Source organism: Nocardia salmonicida, assembly GCF_036142455.1.
GTDB lineage: Bacteria > Actinomycetota > Actinomycetes > Mycobacteriales > Mycobacteriaceae > Nocardia > Nocardia salmonicida.
Genome location: NZ_CP108014.1, coordinates 1,768,735 through 1,781,483, shown reverse-complemented (window position 1 = coordinate 1,781,483; position 12,749 = coordinate 1,768,735). Strand labels below are relative to the sequence as shown.

General features: G+C 68.4%; 10 protein-coding genes. 5 read left to right on the top strand and 5 right to left on the bottom strand.

The genetic code is table 11. The features are described from left to right. Positions 1 to 56 precede the first annotated feature (56 nt). Positions 57 to 635, top strand: coding sequence for a pyridoxamine 5'-phosphate oxidase family protein (locus OHS03_RS08495; RefSeq protein ID WP_328662154.1), 579 nt, complete (start codon positions 57 to 59; stop codon positions 633 to 635). 2 nt (positions 636 to 637) lie between these two features. Here OHS03_RS08495 and OHS03_RS08490 read toward each other — a convergent pair whose 3' ends face one another. Beyond that, entirely contained in the window at positions 638 to 1,636 is a 999-nt protein-coding gene (locus OHS03_RS08490) for an SMP-30/gluconolactonase/LRE family protein (RefSeq protein ID WP_328662152.1), read from the bottom strand. 164 nt (positions 1,637 to 1,800) lie between these two features. Between OHS03_RS08490 and OHS03_RS08485 the strand changes: the two genes are divergently transcribed. Further along, positions 1,801 to 2,547, top strand: coding sequence for a M50 family metallopeptidase (locus tag OHS03_RS08485; RefSeq protein WP_328662150.1), 747 nt, complete (start codon positions 1,801 to 1,803; stop codon positions 2,545 to 2,547). Here the strand turns inward: OHS03_RS08485 and OHS03_RS08480 are convergent. Both OHS03_RS08480 and OHS03_RS08475 read right to left on the bottom strand, forming a co-directional pair. Beyond that, positions 2,538 to 3,020, bottom strand: a complete 483-nt coding sequence (locus tag OHS03_RS08480) for a gluconokinase (RefSeq protein ID WP_328664138.1) — start codon at positions 3,018 to 3,020, stop codon at positions 2,538 to 2,540. The genes OHS03_RS08485 and OHS03_RS08480 overlap by 10 nt on opposite strands. A gap of 114 nt (positions 3,021 to 3,134) precedes the next feature. Then, entirely contained in the window at positions 3,135 to 5,174 is a 2,040-nt protein-coding gene (locus OHS03_RS08475; RefSeq protein WP_407942464.1) for a CocE/NonD family hydrolase, read from the bottom strand. Between the two features lie 303 nt (positions 5,175 to 5,477). Here OHS03_RS08475 and OHS03_RS08470 point away from each other — a divergent pair, with 303 nt between their 5' ends. Continuing rightward, complete coding sequence (locus OHS03_RS08470; RefSeq protein ID WP_328662146.1) at positions 5,478 to 6,224, top strand: VOC family protein; 747 nt, start codon at positions 5,478 to 5,480, stop codon at positions 6,222 to 6,224. 5 nt (positions 6,225 to 6,229) lie between these two features. On the opposite strand, the gene OHS03_RS08465 is transcribed toward OHS03_RS08470, so the two are convergent. Continuing rightward, positions 6,230 to 8,224 (bottom strand): alkyl/aryl-sulfatase, encoded by a 1,995-nt coding sequence (locus OHS03_RS08465; RefSeq protein ID WP_328664136.1) that lies wholly within the window; start codon positions 8,222 to 8,224, stop codon positions 6,230 to 6,232. A 110-nt stretch (positions 8,225 to 8,334) separates the two neighbouring features. After that, positions 8,335 to 9,975, bottom strand: a complete 1,641-nt coding sequence (locus OHS03_RS08460; protein ID WP_328662144.1) for a PucR family transcriptional regulator — start codon at positions 9,973 to 9,975, stop codon at positions 8,335 to 8,337. Positions 9,976 to 10,105: 130 nt separating this feature from the next. Between OHS03_RS08460 and pruA the strand changes: the two genes are divergently transcribed. Together pruA and OHS03_RS08450 are read left to right on the top strand one after the other, a co-directional pair. Continuing rightward, entirely contained in the window at positions 10,106 to 11,752 is a 1,647-nt protein-coding gene (gene pruA / locus OHS03_RS08455) for an L-glutamate gamma-semialdehyde dehydrogenase (protein ID WP_328662142.1), read from the top strand. Then, a complete protein-coding gene (locus OHS03_RS08450) occupies positions 11,752 to 12,717 on the top strand; it encodes a proline dehydrogenase family protein (protein WP_328662139.1) in 966 nt (321 codons plus the stop codon). Before pruA ends, OHS03_RS08450 begins: the two co-directional genes overlap by 1 nt. Positions 12,718 to 12,749 lie beyond the last annotated feature (32 nt).

Below are 12,749 nucleotides of genomic sequence, written 5' to 3'. Positions count from 1 at the left end.
CCGTCGATAGGGTGGATGCGGGGAGCCTGCCGACTGGCGGGACGAGAGAGTGCGTCATGGGCAAGGTGTTCGATCGGATCGACGACAAGTTGCGGGCATTCATCACCGAACAGCCGATGTTCTTCATCGGCACCGCGCCGTCGGTGGGCGGCCACGTGAATGTCTCCCCCAAGGGTTATCGCGACACCTTCGCCGTGATCGACGACCACACCGTGGCCTACCTCGATCTGTTCGGCAGCGGTTCGGAAACGATCGCCCACCTGCGCGACAACGGCCGGATCACCGTGATGTTCTGCTCGTTCACCCGCACCACCCGCATTCTGCGATTGTTCGGTACCGGCCGCGTCGTTCGCCCCGACTCCGACGAATTCGACATGCTCCATGAGCATTTCGGCACCGGGCACCCTGGTGTCCGCGCGGTGGTGGCGATCTCGGTGGAGCGCATCGCCGACTCGTGCGGCTGGTCGGTGCCAAAACTCGACCTCGTCGAGGAGCGCTTCATCCTCGACGAGGCCCACACCCGCCGTACCGACGCCGACTTCGCCCGTCGCATCGCCGGCGACAACTCCACCAGCATCGATGGGCTGCCCGCGCTCGAGCCGGACCACCCGCTGCCGTCCACCGTTCGCCGCTGAGGTCAGCTCGCCGGTATCGAGGTCACCGCGATCGCGGATTCGGACAGGCTGCCGAGGTAGAGGGTGCCCTCGTGTTCGGCCACCGCGGTGACCAACGCGTAGTCGGTGCCGTCGCGCTGCAGGTCGTGCACGATGGTGCCGTCGAAGTCCACCGCGAGCACCCAGACCGAACGGACGGGCGCGGGCGTCAGGCGGTCCGGCAGCGCGTCGACGATTCGGCGCAGAATTCCGGGGAGCGGGAAGAGCCTGTCCAACAACGGGTTACGTGGCGAGACGATGCCGACCCAGACCAGTCCGTCGCTACCGAGCAGCATGTTGTCGGGGGAGCCGGGCAGGTTCTCGGCGAGGTGGTCGGTGGTACCGGCGCGCGGACCTGTGAGCCAGTATCGGGTGATCCGGTAGGCGCCGGTCTCGGCGACCAGCACACAGGATCGGTCCGGGGCGAGCACCAGGCCGTTGGCGAACTGGAGGCCGTCGACGAGCACCTCCAGGCGTCCGTCCGGATCGCGACGGACCAGCTGTCCGCTGCCGGAATGTTCCAGGATGTCGGTCATCCACTCCTCGAACGGCCATCGCCGCGACGAGATCGTGAAGTAGATCGTGCCGTCGTCGTCGCGAATCACATTGCTGGGGAACGCGATCGGGGCACCGTCGATCTCACCGACGACGACTTCCAGTTCCGCGCCCGCCTCGGCCAGACGAAGGATTCCTCGACCCGCGACGCAGATCAGCAGGGAGCCGTCCGCGTCGACGTGCATGCCCAGTGGCCTGCCACCGGCGTCCGCGATTCGCTCGACCGCGCCGCCCGCCGGATCGACCCGCCAGATCGCACCGTCGTCGGTTCCGGTGACGAGCCGACCGTCGGGCAGCACCACGACGTCCTCCGGGCCACTTCCCGGCAGCGGCAACAGTCGGACCGGCGGCATCGGCGGATCGCTGTGGGTCCGGCGCGCACGCGCGGTGGGGCGCGGCGGAGTCCAGCGGTGAGGGCGCATCTGCATGCCCATTGCTACCACGACGAGAGGCGCCACGGGACCGTTGGCACGGGGGCCGCGACCACATCGGCTCAGTCGGAAGTGCCACTCGCGCAGCGAATGTCCGCGTCGCCGATCGAGTAGGGCGCAGCAGCCTGCGCGGTGAGCCCGCGGACGGCTAAAGTGCGGCGGTGAACACCGGATCCGCCAGCTCGCTGCTCGATCATCTCATCGCACCTCAGCCCGCTCCCGCGTGGTGGCTGGTGCTCGCCACCGCCGCGTCGGCGCTGGTGCTGGTCGGGTACCGGCCACTATGGCGGCTGACCCGCAACGCGGTGACGGTGGCGCACGAGGGCGGCCACGCGTTGGTCGCGCTGCTCACCGGGCGCAGGCTGCACGCGATCACCTTGCACACCGATACTTCGGGGCTGACCGTGTCCAGCGGCAAACCTAGTGGTCCCGGCATGATTCTCACCGCGGCGGCCGGATATCCGGCGCCCGCGCTGCTCGGGCTCGGCTACGCGGCGCTGCTCGGGACGGGCCGGGTCACGGTGATGTTGTGGGCGACGCTGGTGATGCTGGCCGCGGTGCTGATCAAGGTGCGCAATATGTACGGGCTGCTCACCGTGCTGGTGCTCGGTGCGTTGGTGTTCGGGGTGTCCTGGTTCGGCAGCGATCTGCTCCAGGCCGCGTTCGCGTACCTGACGGCGTGGTTCCTGCTGGCCGCCGGGGTGCGGCCGGTCTTCGAGCTGCAAGGGAGTCGACGGAGACAGCCGGGGCGTACCGATTCCGATGCCGACCAACTCGCCCGGCTGACGCACCTGCCCGCGGTGCTGTGGGTGTTGTTCTTCAGCGCGGTCTGCCTGGCGTCGCTGGTCGTGGGCGCGATCCTGATGCTGGCGCCGGTCGAGGAGCTACATCCGCTGCTTCAGCGGTGATCGGCGATCCAGGCGTCGACGGCCTCGGAGACGAGCGCGCTCGGCGGTTGTAGCGCGTTGAGGGTGATGCCCGCTTCGTCGGATTGCAGTGGTTCGAGGGTGTCGAGCTGGGAATCCAGCAGGATCGTCGGCATGAAATGGCCGAGTCGGCCGGTCATCCGGCGCAGCAACTCCTCGCGGGTGGCCGCCAGGTGCACGAAGTAGGTCTGTGGCGCCTTCGCGCGTAGGCGGTCACGGTAGGCCCGTCGCAACGCCGAGCAGCTCGCCACTCCACCGGTTTCCTGGTGTTCGGCGAGCCAGTCCGCGACGGTGTCGAGCCAGGGCAGCCGGTCCTCGTCGGTGAGCGGGACGCCCGCGGCCATCTTCTCGATATTGGCCGGCGGGTGGAAGTCGTCACCTTCGGCGTACGGGACTTCGAGCCGGTCGGCGGTCAGCGCGCCGACCGTCGTCTTCCCGCATCCCGACACCCCCATCACCACGATGACAGGTTCGACCACAGCGACCTCCTCGTCGAATGAACTCCGCACGGCATGCCTGCGCATCCCGCTCGATCGAGGGTAGCCGGGGGCGGTGACCCCCCGGGTCGATCAGGGAATCGGTCGGTCGGTGGGCAGGTTGACGAAGCTCGGCGACGCGGGGTCGAGAAGAACGTGCTGGGGCTCGAGGCCGCTGGCGTTCAGCATCGGCCGGAACGGCAATGCTTTGGGCGCGTTGCCCGCGAAGACGTCGATACGCAAGCGGTGTCCCGGCGCCAGTACCGCCTGGGTCGGGATGACGGCGACATCGATATCGGTGGGTGCGCCGGGTACCACCGGGAGCAGCCGGTCGACGGTGAGCGGGTTGAAGGGCGCGGTGAAGTCGCCGTTGATCGAGCGTGCGCTGCGACGCTCGTCGACTGCCCGCATCGACGAGGTGAGCTGTCCGGTGGTGAGCACGGTCGAGGTGCCGTCGGGTGCCACGTCGTTGACGGTGACGTTCCAGAAACCGTCGGTGGCGTCGTGGATCGTGTTGAGCCGCACATTGATCGGGCCCGAGATGACCGTCTGTTCGGTCAGCGGGGCGCTGGTGAAGGTGAGTCCGTTGCGTTCGGCTATGCGGGAATCCTTCGCGCAGGCATCGAATGCGGCGGTCATGCCCGCCGAGCCCTGCGCCGCGTCGCGCGAGCAGACCTGATTCAAACCCGGTGCGACGGTGAGCGTTTCGGCGGCCGACGGGCCGGTGGCGCTGAGCGATCCGTCGTGCAGGCTGTCCTCGGTGCTGCCGCTCGGTGCGGCGGAGAGATAGACGCGGCGATGCGTCACGCCCGGCTGGGGAAACTCTCGCAGCGTAATCCAGCTCCCACCTTGCTGTTTCACCGTGACGGGCCCGAATCCTTCGACGCCGCTGTCGATGTCCTTGAGCCATTTGTCGAACCAGGCCCGCTGCAGCACGTCCAGGCGCGGCGGTGCGCCGGGAACACCGGTGCCCGCACCGGGATTGGCGTGATAGGTGTCGCCGACGATCAGCTGCTTGCGCCCTGCCTGCAGCGGGATCTGCTCGTAGAGCTTGGTCGCGCTGTTGGCGAAGATGTCGTGCCAGCCGCCGTAGACGAAAGTCGGCACCGTGACGTTCTCGGGGTGGCCCATGATCGCCTCACGGAAGGCCGAAGTGTCGTCGAGCGCGCCGTCGAGCGCGGGCGGCATATTCGACAGCGACGGCGTGAGCAGCGATTGGGCGAGCAGGTCGAAATTGGTGGTCGGGTCGGCGATGCGGTCGTTGAACCAGGTCCAGTCGAAGCTGCCGTCGACCATGGAGGCCACATCGGGGACGAGTTTGAGCTGGTTGACCGAGTTCAGCCACATCGGCAGAAAGGTGGTGCCGACGCCACCACCGGGAGCCACCACGTCACGCATGAGGTCGCTGCCCGGCTCGACCGGGAAGATCGCCCGCAGCGCGGGCGGTGCGTTCTCGGCGGCACGCAGCTGGTTGATGCCGGAGTAGGAACCGCCGCTCATCCCGACGCGGCCGTTCGACCACGGCTGCGTGGCCGCCCAGTCGATCACCTCGCGGGTGTCGAGCTGTTCGCGCGCGCCGAGGGTGTCCCATTTACCCTGGGACAGACCGGTTCCGCGCACATCGGCCACGACGACGGTGTACCCGGCGCGGACGAGTTTGCGGTCGACGCCGAGCATGGTCTGGATCATGCCGCCGTCCAATGCCTGCATGAGGTCACCGAAACCGCTGATCGGGGTGGTGGACAGGTTCAGCCTGCGCACGATGTCGACGGCGGTGGACTGCAGGCCCGGGATCGCGGCGGCCGATTCGATCAGGCCCGTCATCAGTTTCGAGTACGGGGTGAGGCTGAGCACGGTCGGCAGCGGCTTCTGCTCGATCACGCCCGCGGCATCGGCGGGGCGGTAGACGTCGGCTTTGAGCACCACACCGTCGCTCATCGTGATCTGGACGCCGCGCTCCACCCGGACCTCGGGGTAGGCGCCCGGCCCGTCGTGCAGGGCAGTCCAGTCGGCGCCGGGCGCGTGCGGGGGCTGCGCGCCCGCGGGACCACCGCCGCAGCCGAGCACGACGACCACCGCGAGGATCGTCACCAGTATCCGGCCGAACCCGCGTTTCGAACCTCTACCCACCATGTATCGCTCCCGACCGGTTCGTCTCCACCGTTGACCGAGCCACCGCACGATCGGCGCAGAAACCGTAACAGCGGTAACGAGTTCGCCGGGCGAGCGTCGGCCCGCTCGGGCTGTCGCTGTGAATATGCGTTGTTCCAGTTCAGCGCGGTGGCGGGTTCCACTTATTGTCGGTTGCCGGTGGTTGACTCAGCTCGTGCCGGTGCGATCGGGACCGGCCTCATCCAGCGCCGAGGAGGACGTTCGACAATGCCGACACGCGACGAAGCTTGGCCGCAGGGAACTCCCTGCTGGATCGACTGTCAGGTGGACGACACCACCGCCGCCCGCGATTTCTACGGCACACTGTTCGGCTGGGAGATCCAGGACGGTCCCGCCGAAGCCGGCGGCTACCTCATGGCCACACTCGACGGCCGACCCGCCGCGGGCATCGGCCCGAAACAACAAGGCATGGAAGCGATGCCGTCGGTATGGACCACCTACTTCGCCGCGCGCCGTGCCGACGAGATCGCCGAACGCGTGAGCAAGTCCGGTGGGCAGGTGTTCATGCCACCGTTCGACGTGCTCGATGTGGGACGCATGTTCGTCGCCGCCGACCCGGCGGGCGGCGTATTCGGCGTATGGGAAGCCAAGGCGCACACCGGTTGCGGCGTTTACAACCAGAACGGCGCCTATTGCTGGAACGAGCTGCATACCCCTGCCTACGATCAGGCACACCAGTTCTACAACGAGGTGTTCGGCTGGCAGTACACCGAGATCGGCGACGGGGCGAACTTCACCTACTCCACCTTCGCGCTGCCCGGTGACAGCCACGAAGTCGGCGGCATGATGGACGCCTCAGCGCTGAGCACCCCACCCTACTGGCTCACCTGGATCCAGGTCGACGACACCGACGGCCTCCTGGCCAGGGCCACCGAGCTGGGCGCCTCGGTGATCATGGGCGCCGAGGACGGCCCCTTCGGCCGGACGGGCGTCCTGGCCGCACCGCAGGGCGAGGTGTTCGCTGTGATCGATACGGCCGAGGCGGTCGGCGAGGTTCCCACCGGGTCCTGACACCGTCACGGGGTGACGATGGCGAAGTTCGGGTCCGGCTTGTCGATCAGGCCGGGCAGCTTCGCCAGGGCGGTGGCGTCGCCGTCGATGGCGATGTCACCGCTGGCGACACCCTTGCGCAGGTCGGCGCCGCCGACCAGGGTGGCGATCAGGGTGCGGCGGGTGAGGGTGATCGTCGCGTCGGGCGCGGGCAGCGCGTCATCGGGGAATCGGTCGTGGTGCACGAGGACGCCGTTGCGCAGTTCCACGCGGTGGACGTGATTGTCCTCGTCGCTGATCCGCCAGTCCGTGGTCATTCGGACATCCCACGCCTTCGGACCGTCGATCCGCAACGACACCGCGTCGAAGACCTGCTCCACGCTCAGCGCGGCGGCCATCGCGGCGGAGTTGGCGGTGGTCGGCGTGCCGAAGGAACCGTGGCGCAGTTCATGAGCGCCGCTGAGATAGAAGTTGCGCCAGGTGGCGTTCTCCGCGCCATAGGCGAGCTGTTCGAAGGCGCTGGCCTGCAAGTCCTTTGCCGTCTTGTTGGCCGGGTCGGCGAAGATCACGTAGTTCACCAGTTGCACGACCCAGCGGAAGTCGGCGGCATCATAGGCCTTCTGCGCGGTCCGCAGTGCCGCGTCGGCTCCGCCCATGGCCTCGACGTGGCGGCGGGCGTTGTCCACCGGCGGGTGTTCCCATAGGTGCGCGGGGTTGCCGTCGAACCAGCCCATGTACCGCTGATAGACCGCCTTGACGTTGTGGCTCACCGAGCCGTAGTACCCGTGCGTCGACCACGAAGCGGTCAGCGCGGGCGGCATCTGCAGCATTTCGGCGATCTCCGCGCCGACGTAGCCCTGGTTCAGCAGTCGCAGCGTCTGATCGTTGAGGTAGCCGTACATGTCTCGCTGCGACGAGAGGAACTCCACGATCCGATCGGTGCCCCAAATGGGCCAGTGGTGCGAGGAGAACACCAGATCGGACCGGCGGCCGTAGCGGTTGATCGAATCGGTGAGATATTTCGACCAGACATGCGGGTCGCGGACCAGCGCGCCGCGCAGGGTGACGATGTTGTGCATGGTGTGGGTGGCGTTCTCGGCCATGCACAGGATGCGCCGGTCGGGGAAGTAGAAGTTCATCTCCGAGGGCGCTTCGGTGCCCGGCGTCAGCTGGAAGATCATCCGCACGCCGTCGACCCTTTCCTCCTGGTCGGTGCGGGTGACATGGACGGTGGGCGGGATCAAGCTGATCGTTCCGACCGAATTGGTCTGTCCCAGACCGGATCCCACCTGACCTTTCGGACCGCGAGGCAGTGCGGCGCCGTACATGTAGGCGGCGCGACGGGCCATCGCCGTGCCCGTGTAGATGTTCTCGGCGACAGCGTGCTCCATGAAACCCGAGGGTGCGATCACCGGGCAGCGTCCGGCCGCGACATCCTGCGGGGTGATGACGCCGTAGCTGCCGCCGAAGTGGTCGACGTGGGAGTGCGAGTAGATCAAGCCGGTGACCGGCCGATCACCGCGATGTTTGCGATAGAGCGCGAGTCCGGCGGCCGCGGTCTCCGCGGAGACCAGCGGATCGATGACGACCACGCCGGTGTCGCCTTCGATCAGCGTCATATTCGACAGGTCGAGACCGCGGACCTGATAGAAGCCCGGTGCGATCTCGTAGAGGCCCTGCTTGACGGTGAGCTGGGACTGCCGCCACAGGCTCGGGTTCACCGACTGCGGACAAGAGCCGGCGAGGAAGTCGTAGGAGTCGTTGTCCCACACCACTTTCCCCGCCTGGTCGGTCACCTTGCCCGGTTCGAGGGAGGCGATCCAGCCACGGTCGGCATCGACGAAGTCGGTGGTGTCGCCGAAGGGCAGGGTGTCGGTCAGCGCGCGGTTGGCATTCAGGATGGCCCCGGTCGGCTCGGTCTGGGTGCTCGACGCGGTGACTCCGCTCGGTTGGTCACCACATCCGGTGACGGTGGCGCCGACCGCGACCGCGGCGGCCGCACCGACTCCGACACCCAGCATCCCGCGCCGCGACAGCTCGCCGCGACCCCTGTGTGCACTGTTCACCGCTACTCCTTCGTTCCACGACTGTCCGACCCGACAACTATTGCAGACTAACTGCAATATCTGTGTTACTTCTGAGCAATCGCCATTGTCGGCAGTGCGGCCAGCTGGATGTCGAGCAGAAGCCGGTCCTCGGGATCGGTCAGGTCGATGCCGAGGACCGTCTCCACTCGCCGCAGCCGATAGCGCAGGGTGTTCGGATGCACGCGCAACGCGGCCGCGGCGGCGCGCACCTCACCGTGCGCGCGCAGATACGCCCGCACCGATACCCGCAGTTCAGCGGCATGATCGCGGTCGTAGGCGTCGAGGGCTGCCAGACGCGGATCGTGCAGGCGCGGGTGCTCGCGGATCAGCTCCATGATCTCGGCCAGCAGCACCGCGGTCCTGGCGTCGGCCAGCGTGGCGACGCGGCTGCCCGACGGATCGGCGACCGGACTGTCCAGCACCCGGTCGACCTCGGCGCGCGCGCCCGCGACCGCGGTGAGCCCGGCGACCGGTGCGGCGATCGCGGCCCGCACCACCAGTTCGCGGGTCTGCTCGAGTTGGGTGACCAGCTCGCGCACCCACGAGCCGACGCTGCGCTCGGAGTGGTAGGCGGGCAGCAGGACATAGACGCGCTCGCCGATCGACTCGGTGACCGAATCATCGCGGAAGGCGCTGGCGTACAAGCGGATCAGGCCACTGGAAGCGGCCGGTCCCGCGGCAGGACCCACCGGCGCGAAGCCGATCACCGCGGCGGGACCGGTCGTCGGCAGGTTGAGCGCGGCGGCCACCGAGGGCACGTCGACGCCGTCGCCGTGCGCGCCGAACAATCTGCGGACGAGCAAAGCCTCGGTCGAGGGGGCGTCCAACCGCCGCGCGATGATCCTGGCCGCCACCGCCGACGCGCCACGCAGCACCTGCGCCGCGTCGGGCCGCAGCGGTTTCGCGCCCTGCTGCAACCAGATGGTCCCGAGCATTCTGGACCGCGCGCCGTCGGCGCCACGCCGGATACCGACGACGAGTCTGCGGCGGATATCGAGCTCGGGATGTTCCGGCACGTCGACGACCTCGTCGCCGCTTCGCACCCGGTCGAACACGCCCCACTCCCGCAGGATCCGCAGGTAGTCGCTCGGGCCTTCCCGGCCGAGGATGGACTGGATGCGCAGCTGATCGGCCGACGCGTCGGAGGCCGAGTAGGCCAGCACATGTGACTGGGGGTCTTCGATCGAGACCATGCCGCCGGTTTCTTTGGCCAGTACCTGAGCCAGTCCGAACAGATCGGTGTCGGGGGCGAGCAGGTCGTGCTCGTCGGACGCGGCGCGCTGACCGGGTGAGCGGGCCAGCGTCCGGCGGATCAGCGAGAACACCTGGTCCCAGCGGGCCTGCCGGTGCACGTGCACCAGCGCGATGCCCGCGGTATGGGCGGCGGCGCGGACCGCGGGCGAGTCGTTGGCGCTCTTGGTCATCAGCACTCGGGGCCGCTGAGCGGGGTCGCGCGCACCGATCTCGCGCAACCAGCGCTCGGTCGCGACGGCATCGACACCGACGAGCAGGTACACCTCGGGCAGCGCGCCCTCGACGTCGAGGTGTTCGGGCAGGTCGGCGGGCTCGGCCAACGCGACCGTTCGCACCGCGACCTCGTGACCGGCGGGCGCGTCCACGAGCGTGGCCACGGTGTGGTCTAGGGCGGCGAGCAACTCGCGCAGCGTTGTGGCCCCTTCGGACATGGCGCACCTCCATTGGTCGATCGGACAAACAGATGCCCGGATCTTCATCCGATCAGATGATTATGACTGCTGCCGATCGGTGTTGACTACGTCACATCCCGCTCTTCCTTACGACGCAGGAGCCGCACTCATGGACGCCATCGCGACCACCCCGCCGCCGGTCAACGAGCCCGTCGGCACTTTCGCTCCTGGCAGCCCGGAACGGGCTCGCCTCCAGACCGCGCTCGCCGAGTTGTCCGCCTCCCCCACCGAGATCGCCCACGTGATCGGCGGCCGCCACCTGCCCGGCGACGGCCCCGCCTTCGAGGTGGTCCCACCGCACCGCCACGGCGCCGTCCTCGGCACCCTGCACGACGCGAGCACCACCGAAACCGCCGCCGCGGTCGAGGCCGCCTGTGCCGCGGCGCCCGCCTGGCAGGCGATGCCCTTCGACGACCGAGCCGCGATCTTCCTGCGTGCGGCCGATCTGCTTTCCGGGCCGTGGCGCGAGAAGATCGCAGCCGCGACGATGCTCGGGCAATCCAAGTCCGCCTATCAGGCCGAGATCGACGCCCCGTGCGAGCTGATCGACTTCTGGCGCTTCAATGTCTCGTTCGCGCGCGAGATCCTCGCCGGGCAACCGCTCTCCTCGCCGGGTGTGTGGAATCGGATGCAGTACCGCTCGCTCGAGGGATTCGTCTACGCGGTGACACCGTTCAACTTCACCGCGATCGCGGGCAACCTGCCCACCGCACCCGCGCTGATGGGCAACACCGTGGTGTGGAAGCCGGCCAGGAGCCAGGCCGTGGCGGCCTACCTGACGATGTGCCTGCTCGAAGCCGCCGGACTGCCGCCCGGGGTGATCAACCTGGTCAACGGGCCCGGTCCGGTGATCTCCGATGTCGTGCTGGCCGACCCACGGCTGGCCGGCGTGCATTTCACCGGATCCACGGCGACGTTCCAGCACCTGTGGCGCGAGGTGGCGCAGCGCTTGGACGGCTACCGCACCTATCCGCGGCTGGTCGGCGAGACCGGCGGCAAGGACTTCGTGCTCGCGCACCCGTCGGCCGATCCAGCGGTGCTCACCACCGCGCTGGTGCGCGGCGCCTTCGACTATCAGGGCCAGAAATGTTCGGCCGCCTCCCGAGCTTTCATCCCGCGTTCGGTGTGGGCGGCGATGTCGGAGGACCTGATCGAACGGACGTCGAACCTGCGCTACGGCGATGTCGCCGACTTCACCAATTTCGGTGGGGCACTGATCGATCGACGCGCCTTCGACCGCAATACCGCCGCACTCGAGCGGGCCAAGGCCACACCGGGTCTGACCGTGGTGGCAGGCGGACACAGCGACGACAGCGTCGGCTGGTTCGTCGACCCGACCATCGTGGTCGGTGACGATCCGGCCGACGAGATGTTCCACACCGAGTACTTCGGCCCGATCCTGGCGGTGCACGTCTACGACGACAGCACCCCGACCGCCTTCGCCGACGCGATGGACCTCGTCGACAGCGGCAGCCCCTATGGCCTCACCGGCTCGATCATCGCCCGAGACCGCACCGCGATCACCGAGGCGACCCAGCGGCTCACCTTCGCCGCGGGCAATTTCTACATCAACGACAAACCGTCGGGGGCGGTCGTCGGCCAGCAGCCCTTCGGCGGCGGGCGCGCGTCCGGCACCAACGACAAGGCCGGTTCCCCACAGAATCTGCTGCGCTGGACCTCCGCGCGCACGATCAAGGAAACCTTCGTCGCGCCGACCGAGCATCGCTACCCCCACCAGGCACCGGAGGTCGACTGATGTCGGTGCTCCTGCGTTCGACCATGCTCGCCGCCGCGCGCTCGCCCCGGCTGGAACGCACCGTCACCCGGCTGCCGGTCAGCCGGGCGGTGGTGGCCCGCTTCGTCGCGGGCACCACCACCGAGCAGGTGGTGCGTGCCGCCGAAACCCTGTTGCGCTCTGGGCGTTTCGTCAGCATCGACTATCTCGGCGAGGACACCACCGACCTGGCAGGCGCCGAGGCGACCCTCGCGCAGTACCGGACCTTGATCGCCGCACTCGGTGCACTCCCCCAGTCCGAGGTGGCCACGGGAGCTGTTCGGCCACTGGAGGTTTCGGTGAAACTGTCCGCGCTCGGACAGGCCGTGCCGAGCGACGGTCACGCCATCGCGCGCGAGCACGCCCGCCAGATCTGTGCCGCCGCCGAGGCCGCGGGGATCTGGGTGACCGTCGACGCCGAAGACCACACCACCACCGACTCGACGCTGGCGATCGTGCGCGAACTCCGCGCCGACTACCCGTGGCTGGGCACGGTGTTGCAGGCGTATCTGCGCCGCACCGAGGACGACTGCCGCGCGATGGCGGGTCCGGGGTCGCGAATCCGGTTGTGCAAGGGCGCCTACGACGAACCGGAGTCGGTCGCCTTCCGTGACAAGGCCGAAGTCGATGCGTCCTATCTGCGGTGCCTCGGCGTACTCACCGCGGGCGCGGGCTATCCGATGATCGCCTCGCACGACCCAGCCGTGATCACCGCGGCCGCGGTCGGGGTGCAGGCGGCGCAGCGCAAGACCGAGGAGTACGAGTACCAGATGCTGTTCGGCATTCGGCCCGACGAACAGCAGCGACTCGCCGCCGCGGGCAACCATGTTCGGGTATATGTCCCCTACGGTGACCAGTGGTACGGGTACTTCATGCGCAGGCTGGCCGAAAGGCCCGCCAACCTCGGGTTCTTCCTCCGCGCACTGGTCGGCTCGCGCGGAAGATGACCGGCTCGGTCGAACAATCATTGCCGCTGAAC